The organism is Chthoniobacter sp. (assembly GCF_040003245.1).
In the GTDB taxonomy this organism is placed as follows: domain Bacteria; phylum Verrucomicrobiota; class Verrucomicrobiia; order Chthoniobacterales; family Chthoniobacteraceae; genus Chthoniobacter.
In genome coordinates, this window is sequence record NZ_JBDUCX010000113.1 from 1 (window position 1) to 20,243 (window position 20,243).

The following is a 20,243-nucleotide window of genomic DNA, read 5'->3' on the forward strand; positions in this document are numbered from 1 at the left end:
CACAGGATGCCCAGGAAGCTGACGAGGGTGACGACAGAATTGACGATCACGAGGAAGAAATTCAGCACGCCCGTGGTGAAGAGTTTCACGTCTTCGGCGATGCGCTGGTCGGGGTTGTCCACGCTCTCCGAAGCGCGGATGCGATAGTAGGCGCGGTTGAAAAAGTAGCGCTTGATGAGGTGCTGGGTCATCCAGCGCCTCCAGACGAGCGAGAGGCGTTCTTGCGAATAGCGATAGTAGACACCGACCGGCACGGAGATGAAGCACATGCCGACGAACTTCCACAGGCCGCGCACCCAGGCGTCGTGATCGCGCTGGGAAAGCGCGGTGATGAAGTCGCGCATGGTATAGCTAATGAAGACCTGGACCACGCCGACCGTCGCGCAGAGGCCGAGGATGACGGCAAACCAAAGGCGTGCCGGACGCTTGCTGCCGCCATTGAAGAAAGCCTTGGCGAGAAGGAAGAATTTTTTGACCAGCCTGAAGCGCGGCTTGCGGAGGGGGGACATGCCGCGCGGATTAGAGCCGCGCGGCGGGGCGAGCGCCAAGCAATTCGATATTTGACGCCTGCGCGTGTCACTGAAATAAAGACGGCCCCCGCGCGCCCGCGCACCTCCTTTTCAACCATCGCATGAACTCCGTCCTCCAACTCAAGACCGTCAAAAACAAAGTCGCCAAAACCGTCGAAGCCGAGCTGCAGCGCACCGGCGGCCTGCTGCGGCTCGCGCCCGCCTGGGTGCCGCGCAGCTTTCTCCAGCCGGGCAAGCGGCTCAAGTTGCACCCGGACGATCTCTACGCCTACGGCTTGAATCGCGGCGGCATCGATGAACGCTGGTTTGCCTCGACCACGCCGGCGGCGAACGAAGGCCGCGTGCCCGACGAAGGATTGAGCTACGTGGTGGTGGGCAAGCAGCGCTTCACCCTGCAGCAAGCGGTGGCGGAATGCGGCGCCACGCTGATCGGCTCGGCGATCTGGAAGAAGTATCAGAAGTGGCCGGTGTATTCGAAGTTCTTCGACAACATGGGACCGATCCCGCACCACATGCACCAGTCGGCCCAGCAGGCGAAGCTGGTCGGGCAGGAGGGCAAGCCGGAGTCGTACTATTTCCCGCCGCAGCATAACAACGTGGGCAACAATTTTCCCTACACGTTCATGGGCTTCGAGCCCGGCACGACCAAGGCGCAGGTCCGCAAGTGCATCGAGAATTGGAACAAGGGCGACAACGGCATCCTCGATCTCTCGAAGGCGTATCGGCTGAAGGTCGGCACCGGCTGGCTGATCGACCCCTGCATCCTGCATGCGCCGGGTTCGCTGTGCACGTATGAGCCGCAGTGGGGCAGCGATGTGTTCGGCATGTATCAGAGTCTCGTCGAAGGCCGCGAAGTGCCGTGGTCGCTCCTCGTGAAGGACATGCCGAAGAAGCATCACAAGGACATCGACTTCATCGTCGAGCAACTCGACTGGGACAAGAACGTCGACCCGAAATTCAAGGACCATCATTACCTCGAGCCGGTGCCGGTGGCGGACACGCGCAAGGAAGGCTTCGTCGATCGCTGGATCGTTTACGGCAAGGTCGACGGCGAGCAGCTTTTCACCGCGAAGGAACTGACCGTCGATCCCGGCGCGAAGGCGACGATCACGGACAAGGGCGCCTACGGCCTGATCTGCGTGCAGGGCATCGGCAAGATCAATGGCGAGGCGCTGAATTCGCCGAAGCTGATCCGCTTCCACGAGCTGACCGAAGACGAGTATTTCGTGACCGAAGACGGCGCGAAGGCCGGTGTCACCTTTGAAAACGCCAGCGAGACGGAACCGCTGGTGATCCTGCGTTATTTCGGCCCCGAAGTGAATCCCGACGCTCCCGCGATGGGCGCGTACCGGAAGAACAAGTTCAACTAAGTTCCTAAGTCCGGCAGTGCCGGGCTGCTTGATCGCTGTATGAAATTCCCCGTGCTTTCCACGCTGGTTGCAGTGCTTTTGGCTGTGCCCCTCCTTCACGCGCAAACGCCAGCCACACCTGTGGCGACGCCGGCCAAGGTGCCGTGGAAGCGTGTCATGCCCGCAACACCGGCCGGATTCACGCTCGTGACCAAGGAAGTAGCGGTGTATCCGGAGCATACCGTTACGCTCACGCTCTATGTGCCGGACAAGGCAGGTCAATATCCCACCGTGCTCGACATTCACGGCGGCGGTTGGAAGGACCGGCAGGTCGAGCAGGATAAGCCGATGATGGAACGGCTGGCCACGCACGGTTTCGTGACCGCCATCGTCGCTTATCGCCTGTCCGGCGAGGCGAAATACCCGGCGGCGATCAACGATTGCAAAGCGGCGGTGCGTTATTTACGGGCGCATGCCGCGGAATTAAAGATCGATCCGAAGCGTATCGGTGTGATGGGCGGCTCGGCTGGCGGGCATCTCACTGGACTGATGGCCATGACCAATGGCCTGCCGGAATATGAAGGCGATGGCCCGAACCGCGATCAATCCAGCGCCGTCCAGGCCGCCATCGTCATGGCTGGCTCGCAAGACCTCATCGCGGCGAACAAAGACAAGAGCAATCCCGGCGCGGTCGCCTTCTTCGGCGGTACTTATCAGGAAAAGCCCGAGGTCTACGAACAGGCATCACCCCTCCAGCACGTTCGGGCCGGCGCACCGCCTACGATCTTCATCGAAGGCGAGAGAGATAGCTTGAAGATCGGCCGCGCCGAGATGCAGGAGAAACTGCGCGCGCTCGGCATCGAGACCGAACTTCACACGCTCAAAGACGCGCCGCATCCATACTGGATGAGCCAGCCGTGGTGCGACGAGACGGTCGAGATCGCCGCGGCCTTTTTCAAGAAGCACCTCGGCGAGCCCACGCTCGCGAAACCGTAGACATCCAATCCGCTGGGGAGTTGTCGTTCCGCGCTCCTATTTCGAGGTCTTCGTGTCCGCCGCTTTTTCGCGGATGGGGTGGACGGATTGCACGATCTTCTCAAACTGGGCGACTGTCATCCCGTAGCCGGACAAACCGTGATAACGGCCTTTGATCCGCGGGCCAGCCGGGTCGGGCGTTTTTTCCGCCTGCATGGCGTCATCGTCGATCCAGTTGGCTGTGATGCGGTCCTTTACCCCGGTTTTTCCCGGTGGAAAATAGATGATGTAGACGGTGCCGTAGCGCTTCGTCTCAAACTGGCTTTCCTCCGCCCGCTCGTCCTTGTCGAGATTGCGATCGCCGATGCCTTCCCGCGCGCACTCGACGGTGAACTGGCCCTTTTTCCCATTGCGGTAATCGAGGTTGTAGCTGGGAAATCCGCGCGTTTTAGGATCATGGAGTCCATCGCGGTCCTCGTAGTCGATGCTTACCCGTTTCAAATGATAGCCCTCGGGCAACCAGTCCGGTACGAGGCAGGTGATCGGGAGCTTTTTCAAATCGTCGAGCGTGTCGGCCTTCGGTGCGGCGTGGGCGGGTGACAGGCCGAGGAAAGCCAGCGTGCAGAGGAAAAGGGTGTGTTTCATGGATTCAATGGCGCGATGATCGCGACAGCGAACTACAGCGGGTTATACGGGACAACCCGCTGGTTCCTTTCATTTATTTGCCCGCGCCGGAGGAGAATAGATACCCGAAACATTCACGACTTTGTTGAGAGGCAGCACGGTGGGCTTGCCGGTGATGACATTAACGACCGTGAGTTCGGAGACATCTACGCTCTCCTGGAGTTTGGCATCGTACGCCTCTTTGAAAGCGAATTGGGAGAGCTTGAGTTGCGTGTTGGGAATCATTTGGCCCACCTGGAGAAACTCCGACGGCTGCCGGAGATCGATGGTATCGATTTGAAACGAGAATTTCTTGAAATCGTTACTCATTCTCGGATCACCATCGTAGGACTTGAAGACAAGGCGGAATGGCGCTGCTGCAGCCGGTGCGGGCGTCGCAGGTGCTTCCGGCGCTGCGCGCAACGCGCTCACGGCAACGCAAACCGCTAGAACGAGCCAGAGCGCGGATTTCATTTCGTGAGCTATGCGGCCGATAGATGCTCTTCGATGCAGCGTTCGAGCGCTTCCGGGCTCACTGGCTTCGCCAGGAAAGGAAACCCGCCGATCTCCTTCGACGTCGCACCGGCTTCGCTGGGCGAAACCACGGCGGTGAGAAACACGATCGGCACGCGCTGCAACAACGTATCGGCCCGGCATTGCGCCGCCAGGTTCCCGCCATCGATCCCGGGCATGATCACGTCCATCAGGATCAGATCCGGTCGAAATGACAGCGCCGTTTCGATGGCGCGGTGGGGATCGTTCTCTTCGCGGATGTCGTATTGGCGCATCACCAACTTGAGCAGCCGGGTAAAACCGGGCTCGTCGTCCACTACCAGGATTCGTGTCTTTTTCATAAAATGGGATTACGCGAGGTGGAACAACACGGTCGCGAGGGCCCCGCCTTCGGGAGCATTGGCCAGTTCGAGTCTCCCGCCGTGCAGGTCCACAATCTTGCGCGAGACCGTCAGGCCGAGGCCGGTGCCCTGCCCAGTGGGCTTGGTGGTAAAGAAGGGATCGAAGACCTTGTCGAGTTGATCCCCGGCGATGCCCGTGCCGGTGTCGCGCACCGTCACCTCAGCGACCAATTCACTCTGCCGGAAGCGGCTGCCCGAGCGATCGCCGGCTGCCCAATGCACCTCGTCGGCGGTCAACGATCTGGCCAGCGTTGTCACGGTCAACGTGCCGTTCTTCGGCATTGCGTGGCAGGCGTTGGTAAAAAGATTGATGAAGACTTGCTCGATCTTCTGGGCATCGATGTGGCACGGCGGAAGGTCGGGCGCGAAGTGGCGCACCACGGTGATCTTGCGATTGACGAATTCGTGCCGCATGAGGTGCAGAGCGCGGTCCAGGAGGGTGTCCAGCGGGCAGGGGTGGATACCGAGTTCTTTCGATGAAGAATAGTCGAGCAGCCCGCTGATCACCGTGTTCGCCCGGCTCACCGCTTCCTTCATTTCGGTGTGCACGATTTGGAGCGATTCGGCATCGAGATCGGGCCGGTTCATGAGGCAACCCAACCCCATCTCTAGAATCGCCAGCGGGTTCTTCACTTCATGCGCCACGCCGGCCGCCAGACTCCCGACCGATTGCATTTTCTCGGCCTGGATCAGTTGCAACTGCGCCCCCTTCAGTTCCTCATGTGATCGCGTCAGGTCTGCGAGGACGTTCTCCATTTCGTGGTTTCTGGCATTGAGCTCACCGGTGCGCTCGAGGATGCGCCGCTCCAGGTCCGCATTCAGCGCTTTCGTGGCCTCCTGCGCCGCCTTCCGCGCCCGCTCTGCGCGGTCGATCCGCCCGCCAACGATGCGGGCCACTTGCGAGATGACGGCGGTGATCACCAGCGCAAACGTCAGCGTGGCGAGGGCGGAGACGAGCGCCGGGTTGAAAGGCGATCCCTGTAGCAACTTGGTTTCGAGATAGTCGGTGATGAGGGTCCCGGCGATGACCACGGGCAGAAACCAACGCAGGAGAAGCGACCCGGCGGAAGGACCGCTCAAAGGACGCAATGGCCAGCAGGAAATGCCCGCCGCCGCGATGAGGGAGGAGCCCAGAAAGAAGAACGCCACCGCGGTAGGCAAGGCCACGGGGATTATGCTGCCCCCATAAAGGAAGGGCGTTCCGTGCAAGTATCCCAGCACCACAATGAAGCTGAGGGCCGTCACCAACGTGGCCACGTTTCCCGCGTAGCGCCGCAGGGGCGCGCGCAACAGGCAGCACAACGCGAACGTCGCCAGCACGAAAATGAAGGCAGTCATGGGCGCCATGCGCCCCTTGCTCACCAACCCAAATGAACTGGGAGCGGCGACAAAAAACTCGTCGAAGCCCAAGCTGTGGCCGCTGGCGAACTCCAGCAATTTCGCCGTCGCCACGAAGCCGACGAAGACGGCGCAGAGGACGGCCACCCGGCGCGACCAGCCGGGGCGGGCATGAGAGGCGACCGCAAAACCCAGCAGCGCGAAACACAGCGCGGTGCTCGGCGCCATCGGAATATAGTGTGCCCGCAAACTGGCCAGCGCTTCCATGCCGCTGAGCCATCCGAAGAGCGTGACCGCGCCAATGAGCGTAGTCACGAGACTGCACCCGACGCTGATTTGCTCCGCGAAAGAAGCACCGGATCGAAACAGCCGTTGAAAGAGCCGCCGATCGAAGCGGCCACGCTTTTTCGGATCCTGGCTTGCTATCGATGCGGTGAGTTCCTGCTCGATTCTTACGCCCCCTTCGTCGTCTGCAGACGTAGTCGTATCCGACCAACCGGGCGATAGGGATTTTCCGATCATGCTCAGGGCTTTCCTGCTCGGAAAATAATTGACTACCTTTGTTGCCGCGACGGCAAGCCTTATTCCGTAAAACTACGGGCTTTCACCGCCTGTTTCCCTGAGTCAAGCAGCGGGCAGACCGCAGGCCAGCAGCAGGGTCTCCTCTGTGGCGAGATCATGCTCGGGCGTGAATGCGTAGGTCTTCTCGCCACGGATGACTTTGGCCAGGTCGGCGAAGTCACCGTCATAACGCCCGCCCGTCTTCGGGAACTTCACGTCCTGATAGCCCTTCTTGAATTCCCCATGTGGAGCGTCGAGCGCCAGGCGCGCGGCGGGCGCTTCCAGAGGACGGATGTCGAACGTTCCCTTTGTGCCGCAGACGACGAAATTGCGCCGGGTGCCGCCTTCCACTTCCACCATCGCGCTGCGGACGGTGGCCGTGGCGCGGGGAAAATCGAGCACCGCGAGATCGTTGTCGCTCCAGCCATCAGCCAGCGCAGAGACACTGCGCCGGTGCGGGGTCACTTTGTCCGGTCGGCCGAGGATAGTGATCACGGCATCGATGACGTGGCAGCCAAGTTCGAACATGCTGCCGCCGCGATAGGGAAGCGCGATCTGGCGTTCAGCCGGACCGAGCAGCTTGCTCATTGCCGTATCGATGGAGAAGACTTCACCGAGCGCGCCCTCGCGCAGGAGCTGAAAGCAAAGCAGGAAGGCGGGATTATAGCGGAACATGTAGCCCATCTGCACGGTGAGCTTGCGGCGCGTGGCGTCGTCGAGCAGGGCCTTGAAGGCGGGGAGCGATTCGCCCGCGGGCTTGTCGAGATGGAGGTGTTTGCCGGCGGCGATGCAGCGTGCGCCGGTTGGCACGAGATCCTTCACGAGCGTCTCGACGGCCACCGCTTGCAAGCCGGGCGCATGGAGAAGTTGTTCCTCGGTCATCCACGGCACTCCCGCATAGGTCGGTGACTGTTCCGCCTTCGCCCGCCGATCGGCATCGGGCTCGACGACGCCCACCACCTCATAGTCCTCGGACTTGCGCATCGTGTCCATTTTCCCCGCCGCATGCGCGTGGGCGGTGCCGATCTGTCCGATGCGAATTCTCGCGGGCTTCGCTCCGGCATCTTGGGCGCGGCCGACGGTGGCGGCGGAGATGCCGGCGAGCGCGGCGGTGTGGAGAAATCGGCGGCGAGTGAAAATGTTCATGGAGGTAGGAGATGAAAACACGAGAGGCGGGCCGAGAGGAATGCGCAATTTGCCGTCGGTGGCCGCTAAGTCCGCTCGCGTGGCCGGGCTTATATAAGCTATATGAGCCACATGTCCCCCCGACTTCTGCTCCTCGTCCTCGGTGTCGTGCTGGTCTGCCTGGGCCAGTCAACCTTCGCCGCCCAAGTGAGTGTGGCCCAGGATGGGCACGGCGATTTCAACGGCACCGATGAACAACCAATTCTCGCGGCCATTGCCAGGGTGCGCGCCGCCGGCGGAGGCGAGATCGTGATTCACCCCGGACTGTATGTATTGCAGAGCGGGCTCGAGTTGAAGGAACTGCGCAATGTGACGTTCCGTGGATTGCCGGGAGCGACTTTGAAACTGCGGCCTTTGCAACACGCGGAAGTGAGTGCGGACGTCGTGGCGGGCGAGACGAGCCTGCCGGTGCGGATGCAGCAGGGGCTCACGCTGGGGGATGCGCCTGCAGATCATGGCCCGGGGCGAACCGGAGCCGATCTCCGGCAAGACGAAGCCCACCTTTGTCACGAAATTGTTGCGGGTGGAGGCGGACCGCCTCGTCCTGGCGGAGCCGCTGGCGTATCCGGTGCCTGCCAGGACTCGGATCATGAACGAGGATGCGCCTAATGTTTTTGAAATTCGTACCGGCTGCGAGAGGATCACCATCGAAGGGCTAACTATCGATGGCGGGCGCACCGCCAATGATCCGAACGTGGGAACGCACGCGCAACGCTGCGGCATCATCGCCATCGGTCCCTATAATTATACCGATGGGCCGACGGGAAAACCGGTCGAGCATCTCGTGGTGCGCGACTGTGTGATCCACAATTGCTTTGGCCGGGGAGTGGCCTTTTACGCCGTGCACGACGGACTGGTCGCGAATTGCACGATCGAAGACACCTGCGAAGAGGCGGTGGACCTTGACCATTTCACCGTGGCCGCCCGGGTGCTGAACAACCAGATCGCCCGCTGCCGGGTAGGCGTGGAATTGAACGACGCCAACGAGTGCTGGGTGACCGGCAATTGTTTCGCGGCCTGCGAGATCGGGGTGAACGTGTGGCGCTGGTGCAAGATGGGAGACCTCAACGTCCGCAATCACATCGTCGATAATCTCGTTTTGAATACGGTGGGCAACGGCCTGCAACTGGACGCGGGCACGCAGGGCAATATCGTTCGCGGGAACATCGTCCGCAGCTCCGGTCGCAATGGGATCACGCTCGGGGGCACGGAGACGACGATCAGCGAGAATGTGATCGAGCATTCGGGGCTGAATGGCATCGCGCTCGGCGGCAATCGCAACGAGATCACGCGCAATCAAATCAGCGATTCGGGGGTCGGGGCGAAGCAGAAGTTTGCCGGTCTGCGCATTCGGGGCGCGCAGAACCGGATCCTCGACAACCTGGTATTGATCGGCTTTGGCGCTGATGCGCCGGTGGAGCCCGTGGCGGATGAAGGGGAAGCCAATACGATTCGCACGCCATGAGACCGCGGCAGGACATTCTTTCATCGGGCAAAATCCTACGTCGGGCATTTCTCCAGCGCGGTGCACTGTGTCTGGCCGGGTTGGGCAGTGGCGCACTGCTGGCCGCGGAGGCAGGTGAAAAGCCCTCCTTGCGCATCGGGCTCGTCACCGATCTGCATTACGGCGACAAACCGGCAGCCGGAACCCGCTTTTATCGCGAGACATTGGGCAAGCTGGCGGAAGCCGTCGCCCGGTTCAACGCGGAGTCACCGGCCTTCGTCGTGGAACTGGGCGACTTGATCGACAAGGCGGCCACGGTGGAGCAGGAGATTGGCTGGCTGGATACCATCGAGAAGGTCTTCGCTGGCACCAAGGCAGCGCGGCACTACGTGCTCGGCAATCACTGCGTGGCCACGCTTACGAAGGAGGAATTTGCCGCGCATACGGCCGCTGCGCGCACCGCGCACTATGCGTTCGATTCCGGAGAGTTTCATTTCGTGATCCTCGACGCGTGTTTTACCTCGGCGGGTGAGCCCTACCAGCGCGACAACTTTGACTGGAAGGACGCCAACATTCCCGCGGATCAACTGGAATGGCTGCGCGCAGATTTGGCCGCGACGACGAGGACGGTGATCATTTTCGCCCATCAGCGGCTCGACATCCACCCGCCGCACAGCGTCCGCAATGCCGCTGCCGTGCGCGAGATTCTCGAACAATCATCGAAGGTGCTGGCGGTATTCCAAGGGCACTCGCACGCGAACGATTACCAGCAGATCGCGGGTATCCACTACTGCACGCTGGTCGCCATGATCGAAGGCACGGGCTTGGAAAGCAGTGGCTACGCGATGCTGGAGGTGATGGCCGACGGATCGTTGCGCTTGCAAGGTTTCCGCCGACAGGAAAACCGCCAGTGGGCCCGGGAAAAGGCCTGAAGGCGCAGCGCGCGCCTAGCTCAGGATTTCGATCTTGCCAGCGGGCGTCTTGCCGAAGGCGTGGAGTTGCTTCTGGTCGCCATCGACGTGGCGGACGACGAACTTCTCCTTGCTAACCTGGAGATGCGTGAAGCCGTGCACCTTCTGGGCAAAAGGCCCGCGCTGCGTGCTCACATCGTGCAACCCGGCTCCGCCGCCACCGGACAGGACGAACGACGTGCGCCGGCCTTCGAATTCCAGGTGCTGCAGATCGTGATCGTGCCCACAGAAATAGAAGTCGACGCCATGCTTCTGGAAGAGCGGGCCCCATTCGTCCACGAGAGCCTTGGTGTCGCCGTGATGCCCATTGCTATAGAGCGGGTGATGCCCCATGGCCACCAGCCACGGCGTGGTGCGCGGCTTGGCGAGCTCGGCCGTGAGCCACGCGAGTTGCGCGGCGCGCTCCTCCGGCTTCAGCCAGGCCGTGCTGTTCTTGTAATTGCTGTCGAGCATCAGGCACGTGACCACGGGATTCACCGCCGGCCACTCGACGCGGTACCATTTCGCCGGCATTGTCCAGCGTGTGCCTGGCCGCGCCTGGTTGTAGGCCAGCTCCGCAGCGATCTTGATCACCGGTTCGTTGTCGTAATCGTGATTGCCCAGCACCACCCAGCAGGGCCCGGGAAAGGCCGTCGCGGGATACATGTCCTCAAAGCCCGTCTTCCAGCGCGGAGAGTCGAGTCCCTCGGGAAAGGCCCCGTAGAAATTGTCGCCCACGAGAAAGAGCCCGTCGGGCGTCATCTTCATCGCCCGCGCGTAATCCTGCATACCCTTGGCCACGGCCTTTTGCGCTTGGTCAGCCGTCCCATAGTCGCCGATCATCAGGAAATGGCGGTCCCCGGGAGCCGCCTCGTCCGCCTGCGCAAAGGGAGCGCGTGAGCCGAGAGCGATGGCGGCGCTGAAGAAGAAGGTCTGCTTGAGGGCGTGACGACGGGAAACGACCGGGGTGGGGGAATTCATGGAGTCGAAAGATTTGCTGATTTCAAGCGGCGAGGGGAGGGGAAATTAGGGAAAAGCAGAACATCCAACACCCAACACCCAACATCCAATGGGGAAAATCCCGCGCACGTTTGCCCCCTTGGACGTTGGATGTTGGACGTTGCGTGTTGGATGTTCAGGAGCTCTGAGGCTCCGGCCTCCCATGTCGCATTTGCACTGAATTTTGTCGGAAAGAACCTAGCGACTCTGCCAACATGCGGATTTCATCTTCCGTGCGGAATCATTCCCGCCGTTGCACCCTCCCGCCCCTCCTATGAAAGCGTTCTCCCGCGCCGCGACTCTGCTTGCTTTTTTTACTTCCGTTGCCCTGGCCGCCGACCCGGCGTTGCACACCTTCAAGAAGCAGCAGCTCGACGAACATTTTTGGTGCGAGGGCGCGGCCTTCGGCGACTTCAATCACGATGGGAAAATGGACATCGTTTCCGGCCCCTACTGGTACGAAGGACCGGACTTCAAGGTGCGGCATGAGTATTACCCGGCGACGCAGACTTTCAAGCGTCTCGGCGCGGACGGCAAAGAGGAGACGATCGCGGGCTTCGAGGGCGGCCTCGGCACGAAGAACGTCTACTCCGACAATTTCTTCGCCTTCGTCTACGACTTTAACGGCGACGGCTGGCCGGATATCCTGATCTACGGCTTTCCCGGCAAGGACGCCTCGTGGTACGAAAATCCGCAGGGCAAGGAAGGTCCGTGGAAAAAGCACACGATCTTCGATACTGTGGACAATGAGTCGCCGACCTTCGCCGACATCGACGGCGACGGAAAACCCGAGATCGTCTGCAACAGCGGCGGGTACTTGGGCTATGCCAAGGCGGATTGGAGCGATCCGGCCAAACCGTGGACATTCCATCCCATCTCGCCCAAGGGCAGTTGGGCGCGCTTCACGCACGGGCTGGGGGTCGGCGATGTGAATGGCGACGGGAAGCCGGATCTTTTCGAAGCGGGCGGGTGGTGGGAGCAGCCGGCATCGCTGGCGGGCGATCCGGTGTGGAAGAAGCACGCGGTCAATCTGGGCGGCGGCGCCCAGTTCTACGCCTACGACGTAAATGGCGATGGACTGCCGGACATCGTCGGCAGCGTGGCCGCGCATGGTTACGGGCTGGCGTGGTGGGAGCAGGTCCGTACCGGCGACGAGATCAGCTTTCGCAAGCATCTCATCATGGGCGAGAAGGCGGAGGAGAACCGCTACGGCGTCCACTTCTCGCAACTCCACGCGCTGGAGCTCGCCGATATCGACGGCGACGGGCTCAAGGACATCGTCATCGGCAAGCGCTTCTGGGCGCACGGCAATCACGGCGACCCCGAGCCGAATGAACCGGCGGTCCTCTATTGGTTCCAACTCGTGCGTCACGGCAAGGACGTCGATTTCGTCCCGCATCTCATCGATGATAACTCCGGCGTCGGCACCCAGGTGGTCGTCGGCGATGTGAACGGCGACGGGCTGCCCGACATCGTCGTAGGCAACAAGAAAGGCACCTTCGTCCACCTGCACGAAAAGAAATCCGTCAGCGCCGCGGAATACGAGAAGGCGCAGCCGAAGCCGAATCCGGCGTATGTCGAAAACGTCTCGGTGGCCACGGCCCCAGCGCCCGCATCGACTGCTGCGCAAGTGCGCGAAGCGACCGTGCCGGGGAAGATCAATGTCACCATTGATACTTTGGGAATGCCGCCGGGAAGTCGTGGCGTGCTCCCCATCGGCAAAGACGGCAAACCGCTCAACTTCGATTTCGAAGAGGGCACCCTGCGCGATTGGATGGCGACGGGCGACGCCTTCAACGACCAGCCGATCAAGGGCGAGATCGACCAGAACCGCAAATACGGCAACGGCAAGCACGCCAATCTCCATGGGCAATACTGGATCGGCGGTTACGAGAAGCTCGCCGACAAGCCGCACGGCACGCTGACCTCCGTGCCGTTCAAGGTCACGCAGCCGTGGGCGTCCTTTCTCCTCGGCGGCGGCAACCTGCCGGGCACGCGCGTGGAACTGGTGCGTGTGGATACCGGCGAGATTTTTTTCACCGCACGCGGCAACAATAACGAAACAATGCTGCCCGTGGCCGTCGATCTCCAGCCGCTCAAGGACAAGGAAATCTTCATCCGCATTGTGGACGAGGAGAGCGTTGGCTGGGGCCACGTGAATTTCGACGACTTCCGCTTTTACTCCGCGAAGCCGGAATTCGCTGCGGCGGTGAAACTGGCGAATGCCAGCATGACCGCCCCGCCGCTCCCGCAGGATACTTACAAGTTCGCCGGGCTGCCGCCCGAGCAAGCCACCAAAGAGATGACGCTCCCGCCCCGCTTCCGCGCCACGCTCTTCGCCGGCGAGCCGGATGTGATGCAGCCCATCGCCTTCGCCATCGATGATCGCGGGCGCATCTGGGTGGCGGAAGGTTACACCTATCCGAAACGCACCGGCACGCCGCCGAAGGACGATCACGCTCCCGGCACGGATCGCAGCAAGCCGACCGAGGCGCAGCTCAAGGACATTTTCGGCGGCAAGGATCGCATCCTCGTTTTCGAAGACACCAACGGGGATGGAAAATTCGACAAGCGCACCGTCTTCGCGGAAGGGCTCAATCTGGTCAGCGGCATCGAGGTCGGCTTCGGCGGCGTTTATGTCGGCGCTTCGCCCTATTTCATGTTCATTCCCATGCAGGATGGCGATGCGCCCAAGCCCTCGGGCCCGCCGCAGATCCTGCTCGATGGCTGGGGTTACGGCGACACCCACGAGACGCTGAACACGTTCACCTGGGGCCCTGACGGTTGGCTCTATGGCTGCCACGGTGTCTTCACGCAAAGCAATGTCGGCAAACCGGGCACGGAGGACAACGAACGCACGCGGATCAATGCCGGCGTGTGGCGCTACCATCCGTTGAAGCATCAGTTCGAGCTCTTCGCCGAAGGCACGAGCAACCCGTGGGGCATCGATTTCAATCAGTACGGCCACTGCATTACCGAGGGCTGCGTCATTCCCCATTTGTGGCACATGATCCAGGGCGGGCATTACATGCGGCAGGGCGGGCAGCACTTCAATCCGAACCTCTACGACGACATCAAGACCATCGCCGACCACGTCCACTACGCGAGCAAGACGCCGCACGCCGGCAATGGCCGCAGCGACAGCGCGGGTGGGGGACACGCGCACGCCGGGCTCATGGTCTACCAGGGCGGAAGCTGGCCGGAGAAATATTACGGCCAGACCTTCATGAACAACATCCACGGCGCGCGGATCAATGAAGACACGCTCGAGAAAAGTGGCAGCGGCTACATCGGCCATCACGCCCCGGATTTCATCCTTTTCAACGACGCCTGGTCGCAGATCGTGAACCTCCAGTACGACCAGGATGGCTCGTGCTACATGATCGACTGGTACGACAAGAACCAGTGCCACAACAACAATCCCGACGTCCACGACCGCAGCAACGGCCGCATCTTCAAGATCACCTACGGCGACACCAGGACCACGCCGGTGGACCTCAAGAAAAAATCCGACGGAGAACTCGTGATGCTCCTCCTCGATCAGCACGAGTGGCTCAGCCGGCACGCGCGCCGCATCCTGGAAGAGCGCGCGGGGGCGGGGACGATCGACCCAGCCGCGCGGCAAAAGCTGCGGGACGTGCTCGGGCTCGATGGGAAGGTGTTGATGATGAAATTGACCGCCAACTACTACGGCGTCTCCAGCACCGAGGCGCAGCTCCGGGTGCTCTGGGCCTTGCACAGCATCGGTGGTTTGCAGGAAGCAGACACCCTCAAGCTGCTGAAATCCGAAGACGCGTATGTCCGGTCGTGGGCTATTCAGGTCGCCTGCGAGGATGGCCAGCCGTCGGAAAAGATCGTGCAGACTTTTGGTGGGCTGGCGCGAAGCGATGCCTCACCGGTGGTGCGCCTGTATCTCGCCACCGCCGCGCAACGGATCGCCCCCGCCCAGCGCTGGGACATCGTCACCGCCTTGCACGCCCACGGCGAGGACGCCGCCGATCACAATCTCCCGCTCATGGATTGGTATGCACTCGAACCCATGGCCACGGCCGATCTGCACCGCGCCCTGGCCATCGGCGTGGATTCCAAGCTGCCGCGCGTGCTGGAATTCACCGCCCGTCGCGTGGCCACGCTCGGCACGCCCGAGGCGCTCGGCGCGCTGGCCGCGCTGCTCCCCAAACTCAATGACGATTCGCGCCAGCTCGCCGTGCTCACCGGCCTCACCGCCGCGCTGAAAGGCCAGCGCACCGTGCCGCTGCCCGCTGGTTGGGACGTGGTCGAAGCGAAACTCACCAAGAGCGCGAACAGCGATATTCGCGGTATCACCGAGGCGCTGTCGCTGACCTTCGGCAGCAGCCGCGCCCTGGAGGCCACGCGCAAGATTGTGACCAACACCAGCGCGAGTGAGACCGATCGCCGCCGCGCGCTCGACTCGCTGTTAAACGTCAAGGATGCCGCCCTGCCGCCGGTGCTGCTCGACCTGCTCAAGGATGCCACGTTGCGCGCCCCGGCCATTCGCGGCCTTGCCGCCTACGCCGATCCGAAGACCCCCGACGCGCTCCTCGCCATCTATGCCAATCTGTCCGTGGAGGAGAAGCGCGACGCGTTGCTCACGCTCGTCTCCCGCGTGGCCTTCGCGAAGCCCTTGCTGGCCGCCATCGCTGACAATCGCGTCTCCGCCAAGGACCTCTCCGCCGACATCGCCCGCCAGGTGCGCGGCCTCAATCAGTCCGAGCTCACCAAGGAGCTGGAGAAAGTGTGGGGCGTGTCGCGTGAAACCCCCGCCGACAAACTCGCCGCCCAGGCGAAATACAAAGTGCTGATCGAAAACAAGGGCCTGCCCGCGCCTGACCCAAGCCATGGCCGCACCATGTTTACCCAGACGTGCGGCATCTGCCACACGCTCTTCGGCAGCGGCGGTAAGATCGGCCCCGATCTCACCGGCTCGAATCGCGCCGACCTCGATTATCTGCTGCACAACGTCATCGACCCGAACGCCGAAATCCCCAACGCCTACCGCACGACGATGATGGAGCTAAAAGACGGCCGCACCCTTGTCGGCATCGCCAACCAGCAGGACCCGAAGATCGTGAGCATCGTCACGCCCAACGAATCGCTCAGCATCCCGCGCGACGAGGTCAAGACCATCACCACGCTCGAAACCTCGATGATGCCCGAGGGCCTGCTGACCCCGTGGAGCGACAAGGACGTACGCGACCTCGTCTCCTACCTGCGCAGCCCCGCCCAAGTCCCGCTCCCACCCGGTCCCAGCGCCCAGCTTACTAAATAGACGGGCGTCCCATGGGCTCCATTGGCCCAGTTGGCTCCATGGGCTCTATTGCCGAATATCGCGTTTGTTGGGGCAAAAAATGCGTTTTGTCTGACGCTCGTTTGCGTCCGGCGCGAATTCCGATAGCCGCCCCGGGAATTCTTCGCCATAGTGCTCTGCCCATTCGTTTGATGATCTCTCCTGAGATTTTCTATTTGCATATCCACGGCGAGCAGCGCGGTCCTTACACGATTCCGCAGATCGACCACTTGCTCAATTCCGGTCTCATCGCGGAGGAGACCCTCTATTGGCGTGAAGGGCTGGAGCAGTGGCAACCCGTCACGACGCTGGTCAAGCTGCGCAAGCGTGCAAATCCGTGGCTCAGGCGGATCATCATTTTCGGCTTCGTCCTTTTGATCGGCTTCGTCGTGCAGTTCTTCGGCTCCGTCGCCTTGCTGGGCTGGCGGGAGGCGAATCAGCACGAATACACGGCTTCTTCCGCCTACTGGCGGGCGCGGGGAATCGTGCGCGGTGGGGCGCTGGCGCCGGGTGCGGTCGTGGATTTCGGTGATTTCGCCGGGTCCTCAGTCGAACTGCAGCCGCCGGATGGCGCCACAGTGCATCTTCACGGCGAGATCACGGAGCCCACCGGCCAGGTGCGAAAAATGACCTGGACCGTCCCCCTGCAGTATGACGCCAAGGCTCGTGAGTGGAACGGCGGACCGCCCCAGGAGGTCGCGCCATGAAGCGAGCACCGCTATCGGCGATTTTGATCGTGGTCATTGCTCTGGTGGGCTGCGGCCGACCGCCGCCGACCGCGCTGGCGACACCCGAGCCGGAAATGAAAAAGGGCCATCCCGTGGTCCACGTTCCGCCGGTCGAAACCCGCCCCTTTGAAGACGGCTACAATGCCGGTTTCGAATACGGCAAAAAACACGCCGTCCCGCACGGAGCTCTGGCCACGGAAGAGGACGCGAAACGTGTGGCCCGCGAGCAGGCTGCCGGGCAGCCCGACCGCTGGGAGCGCGGCTTCGCCGAAGGCTATGCAGATGGCGTGCGCAATGTCGTGACGGGACAAAAATAATCGGGCACAAGTTTTCTCCCTCTCCCATGTTTTCCTCCCGTCTCTTTGCCATTCTCTCCGTGTTCATCTTCAGCCAGGTCTGCCTGGCGGCCCAGATTACTGTGAGCCCCGCCGAGGCGGAGGCCCAGAAGTGCGAAGATAAGATCGCGAGTGTCCGCCGCGATGTCTTTAGCAAATACGATGACCAGTTGGGCGAGCTGCAGCTCAACTTGCAGAAGACCGCCGACCTCGAGGGCGCCATCGCCGCGCGCGCCGAACGCCAGCGCCTCGCCGCGGAGCAGGATCTCAACGAAGCCAGTTTTGTGACCGAGCCGAAGGTGTTGCGCGCCCTGCAAGTGCAGACCTTCACGAAGCTCCGCGATCTCACGACCCAACTCATCCAGGAGACCGTGCCCCGTCTCATCGAGTTCAAGAAACAGCTGACGGTGGCGGGCAAGCTCGATGATGCCATCAACGTCCGCACTGCCATCGAGCGGCTGCAAAATTCGCATCTACCGGTGTCCAAAGCGGATGCCAGCACGGCGATTCCCGTGGAGACGCTGCTGCTGGCCTACGGCGGCGACCGCGCCCGGGCGGACAAGACGTACAAGGGGCAGAAGTTCACTGTGCATGGCATCCTCGGCGGCTACCGCCCGGATCCCTCCGACGCGAAGGTCTACCAGATTTATCTCTCGGGCAGCACTGGCAATGGCTGGGTGCTCTGTGCCTTTTCCGCGCCGGAGTTCAAGTTCCGCGAGGAGAAAGGTTCCTTTGGCGCGCTCACACTGGTGATGACGAACAAGGACGGCGATACCGTGGCGCGCCTGCAAAAGGGGCAGGTGATCGATGTCCGCGGCCGCTGCGAGGGCTTCGACGACGTCGTGCGCCTCGATAAATGCGATCAGATCAAGTGAACGGCCGCGCTGTTCAGAAGGTGTGGATGAACAGTCCCGACCGGAGCTTCGGCTCAAACCACGTGCTCTTCGGCGGCATGATCTGATTGGCATCGGCGATAGCCATGAGCTGATCGACCGTCGTGGGATACATGGAGAAGGCGACGGCGGCCTGGCCGGCATCGACCAGCTTCACGAGTTCATCGGTGCCCCGGATGCCACCGATAAAATCGACGCGCTTGCTGGTGCGCGGATCATCGATACCGAGCAGCGGCGCGAGCAGTCGATCTTGCAAACCGGTGACATCAAGTTGCGAAATCGGGTCCGCATTCACCGCCGGCTGCCACGCGAGGTCATACCATGCGCCATCGAGGTACATGCGAATTTCGCCGGGCCGCTTCGGGGTGGGGGAGCCGTTCGGCAGTACCGTGAAGGCGCGTCCGACGGCTTCGAGAAACGCTTCTTTTGTCTGGCCGTTGAGTTCTTTCACCGCGCGATTGTAGGGGAGGATCTGGAGCTGGCTCGCGGGGAAGAGCACGGCGAGAAACCAATTGTATTCCTCGTTGCCCGTGTGCGCGGGATTCGCTTCACGCAGCTCGCGGCCCACCCGCGCCGCACTCGCCGTGCGATGATGCCCATCCGCGACGTAAGACACCGGCACATTCCCAAAGGCTTCCACGAACGCCTTCGCCCCGGCTACGCGCCACACGGTATGTTGCACGCCATCGGGCGCGGTGAAATCATACAATGGCGTATCTTTCTGTACATCCGCCACAAGCGCATCGATCGCCGCGGAGTCGCGATAGGTCAGGAAAACCGGGCCGGTATCTGCGCTGATCGTACCGATGAGCCGCGTGCGGTCGTCCTCTTTGTCGCGACGCGTCTTCTCGTGCTTCTTGATGATGTCGCGCTCGTAATCCTCGATGTGGCAGACCGTGGCAACGCCCACCTGCACATGGCTCCCCATGCGCTGCTGGTAAAGGTAAACGCACGGCTCCGTCTCGCGGATCAGAGCGCCTTCCTCCTGCAGCCCAAGAAAATTCTCCCGCGCCTTTGCGTAGACGGCGTCGGAATAAGGGTCCGTCTCCGGCGGCAGATCGATCTCTGCGCGATCCACATGCAAAAGGCTGTGCGGATGCCCCGCCGCGAGCGCGGCGGATTCCTCGCGATTGACGACGTCGTAGGGGACGCAGGCGACCTCCGTCACGAGAGGCGGAGTGGGGCGAAGACCTTGGAAAGCTTTGATGCGGAGCATAGGCGGGAGAGGAAAGGGGATGTGCGAAAGCGGGGCAAGTGCGGAGTTCTTAGTGCTCAGTGCTTAGTTCTCAGTAACTGAGGTGCGGTGCGAAAACTTTGCATACTGAGCACTGAGAACTAAGCACTCTCCGCCTGCTCATGAAAAAGCTGCCGGATCACTTCCTCCACCGGCGGCTCCTCGACATTCAGGTCCGTCACCTTGCAGCCCGTCAGCACTTCGCGGCACGTGTCCGCGACTTTCGCTCGTAGCACCTTCAGCCGGATGGAGCCCGGGGTGCGCTCCACGATCTCCCCGAGACCGGCGAAATCGCACTCCATGCCATTGGCGAAGGACAGGCTCACGATCTTGTGCGTGGCAAAGCGGTCGATGATCGTGTTCAGCGGGCCGTCGAAAAAGATGCGGCCACTGTCGATGATGATCACCCGCGCGCACAACTCCTCGATGTCCTGCATGTAATGGCTCGTGAGCATCGTCACGATCTTCCGGTCGCGGTTGTAATGCCGCAGAAACTCGCGCACTTTTTTCTGCGAGGTCACATCGAGGCCGATCGTCGGTTCATCGAGAAACAGCACCCGCGGGGAGTGCAGCAGCGCGGCGATCAATTCCATCTTCATCCGTTCGCCGAGCGAAAGTTCGCGCACCATCACGTCGAGCTTGTCCACGCAATCGAGCAGTTCCGTGAGTTCGCCGACGATCTTCGTGAAGCTCGCCCGGTCGATGCCGTAGATGGCGCGGTTCAATTCCAGCGACTCCCGCGCCGGCAGATCCCACCACAGCGCATTCTTCTGCCCCATCAGCAGCGAAAACTGCCGCTTCATCGCGTCCTTGCGCTCCCACGGCACAAACCCCAGC

General features: G+C 61.9%; 18 protein-coding genes. 9 read left to right on the forward strand and 9 right to left on the reverse strand.

Annotated features, from left to right (window positions below):
* Positions 1 to 509, reverse strand: a 509-nt coding sequence (locus ABJF10_RS16340) for an SbmA/BacA-like family transporter (RefSeq protein ID WP_348545657.1), incomplete at its 3' end; no start/stop codon positions are given.
* A gap of 122 nt (positions 510 to 631) precedes the next feature.
* Between ABJF10_RS16340 and ABJF10_RS16345 the strand changes: the two genes are divergently transcribed.
* Positions 632 to 1,900 (forward strand): hypothetical protein, encoded by a 1,269-nt coding sequence (locus tag ABJF10_RS16345; protein ID WP_348545658.1) that lies wholly within the window; start codon positions 632 to 634, stop codon positions 1,898 to 1,900.
* A gap of 39 nt (positions 1,901 to 1,939) precedes the next feature.
* Positions 1,940 to 2,875, forward strand: coding sequence for an alpha/beta hydrolase (locus tag ABJF10_RS16350; RefSeq protein ID WP_348545659.1), 936 nt, complete (start codon positions 1,940 to 1,942; stop codon positions 2,873 to 2,875).
* 36 nt (positions 2,876 to 2,911) lie between these two features.
* On the opposite strand, the gene ABJF10_RS16355 is transcribed toward ABJF10_RS16350, so the two are convergent.
* From ABJF10_RS16355 to ABJF10_RS16375, 5 genes are all read right to left on the reverse strand, one after another.
* On the reverse strand, positions 2,912 to 3,499 hold the full coding sequence (locus ABJF10_RS16355) for a hypothetical protein (RefSeq protein ID WP_348545660.1): 588 nt from the start codon (positions 3,497 to 3,499) through the stop codon (positions 2,912 to 2,914).
* A gap of 69 nt (positions 3,500 to 3,568) precedes the next feature.
* Positions 3,569 to 3,991 (reverse strand): hypothetical protein, encoded by a 423-nt coding sequence (locus ABJF10_RS16360; RefSeq protein WP_348545661.1) that lies wholly within the window; start codon positions 3,989 to 3,991, stop codon positions 3,569 to 3,571.
* 8 nt (positions 3,992 to 3,999) lie between these two features.
* The gene (locus ABJF10_RS16365) at positions 4,000 to 4,371 is read right to left on the reverse strand and encodes a response regulator (RefSeq protein ID WP_348545662.1); all 372 of its coding nucleotides are present in this window, start codon (positions 4,369 to 4,371) and stop codon (positions 4,000 to 4,002) included.
* 9 nt (positions 4,372 to 4,380) lie between these two features.
* A complete protein-coding gene (locus ABJF10_RS16370) occupies positions 4,381 to 6,291 on the reverse strand; it encodes an ATP-binding protein (RefSeq protein ID WP_348545663.1) in 1,911 nt (636 codons plus the stop codon).
* Between the two features lie 102 nt (positions 6,292 to 6,393).
* Positions 6,394 to 7,476, reverse strand: coding sequence for a Gfo/Idh/MocA family oxidoreductase (locus tag ABJF10_RS16375; protein ID WP_348545664.1), 1,083 nt, complete (start codon positions 7,474 to 7,476; stop codon positions 6,394 to 6,396).
* Positions 7,477 to 7,587: 111 nt separating this feature from the next.
* On the opposite strand from ABJF10_RS16375, the gene ABJF10_RS16380 reads away from it, so the two are divergent.
* Genes ABJF10_RS16380 through ABJF10_RS16390 form a run of 3 tightly spaced genes read left to right on the forward strand, consistent with a single transcriptional unit; the run spans position 7,588 to position 9,891 of the window.
* Entirely contained in the window at positions 7,588 to 8,124 is a 537-nt protein-coding gene (locus ABJF10_RS16380; protein WP_348545665.1) for a hypothetical protein, read from the forward strand.
* Positions 8,105 to 8,980: a right-handed parallel beta-helix repeat-containing protein gene (locus ABJF10_RS16385; RefSeq protein ID WP_348545666.1), complete on the forward strand. Its 876-nt coding sequence runs from the start codon at positions 8,105 to 8,107 to the stop codon at positions 8,978 to 8,980. The genes ABJF10_RS16380 and ABJF10_RS16385 overlap by 20 nt, the downstream gene beginning before the upstream one ends.
* Positions 8,977 to 9,891, forward strand: a complete 915-nt coding sequence (locus tag ABJF10_RS16390) for a metallophosphoesterase (RefSeq protein WP_348545667.1) — start codon at positions 8,977 to 8,979, stop codon at positions 9,889 to 9,891. The genes ABJF10_RS16385 and ABJF10_RS16390 overlap by 4 nt, the downstream gene beginning before the upstream one ends.
* Before the next feature lie 15 nt (positions 9,892 to 9,906).
* Here the strand turns inward: ABJF10_RS16390 and ABJF10_RS16395 are convergent, their stop codons facing one another.
* Positions 9,907 to 10,890 carry a metallophosphoesterase gene (locus ABJF10_RS16395; protein WP_348545668.1) on the reverse strand — a complete coding sequence of 328 codons (984 nt, stop codon included), beginning with the start codon at positions 10,888 to 10,890 and terminating at the stop codon, positions 9,907 to 9,909.
* 292 nt (positions 10,891 to 11,182) lie between these two features.
* Between ABJF10_RS16395 and ABJF10_RS16400 the strand changes: the two genes are divergently transcribed.
* The 4 genes from ABJF10_RS16400 (at position 11,183) to ABJF10_RS16415 (ending at position 18,154) form a co-directional block, all read left to right on the forward strand.
* Positions 11,183 to 16,198: a PVC-type heme-binding CxxCH protein gene (locus tag ABJF10_RS16400; RefSeq protein ID WP_348545669.1), complete on the forward strand. Its 5,016-nt coding sequence runs from the start codon at positions 11,183 to 11,185 to the stop codon at positions 16,196 to 16,198.
* 170 nt (positions 16,199 to 16,368) lie between these two features.
* Entirely contained in the window at positions 16,369 to 16,923 is a 555-nt protein-coding gene (locus tag ABJF10_RS16405; RefSeq protein WP_348545670.1) for a DUF4339 domain-containing protein, read from the forward strand.
* Positions 16,920 to 17,261, forward strand: a complete 342-nt coding sequence (locus tag ABJF10_RS16410) for a hypothetical protein (RefSeq protein ID WP_348545671.1) — start codon at positions 16,920 to 16,922, stop codon at positions 17,259 to 17,261. Before ABJF10_RS16405 ends, ABJF10_RS16410 begins: the two co-directional genes overlap by 4 nt.
* Before the next feature lie 26 nt (positions 17,262 to 17,287).
* Positions 17,288 to 18,154 carry a hypothetical protein gene (locus tag ABJF10_RS16415; RefSeq protein WP_348545672.1) on the forward strand — a complete coding sequence of 289 codons (867 nt, stop codon included), beginning with the start codon at positions 17,288 to 17,290 and terminating at the stop codon, positions 18,152 to 18,154.
* A gap of 13 nt (positions 18,155 to 18,167) precedes the next feature.
* Here the strand turns inward: ABJF10_RS16415 and ABJF10_RS16420 are convergent, their stop codons facing one another.
* Together ABJF10_RS16420 and ABJF10_RS16425 are read right to left on the reverse strand one after the other, a co-directional pair.
* Positions 18,168 to 19,388, reverse strand: a complete 1,221-nt coding sequence (locus tag ABJF10_RS16420) for a DUF1015 family protein (protein ID WP_348545673.1) — start codon at positions 19,386 to 19,388, stop codon at positions 18,168 to 18,170.
* Positions 19,389 to 19,507: 119 nt separating this feature from the next.
* Positions 19,508 to 20,243: ATP-binding cassette domain-containing protein (locus ABJF10_RS16425; RefSeq protein ID WP_348545674.1), on the reverse strand; the 736-nt coding region annotated here is incomplete at its 5' end.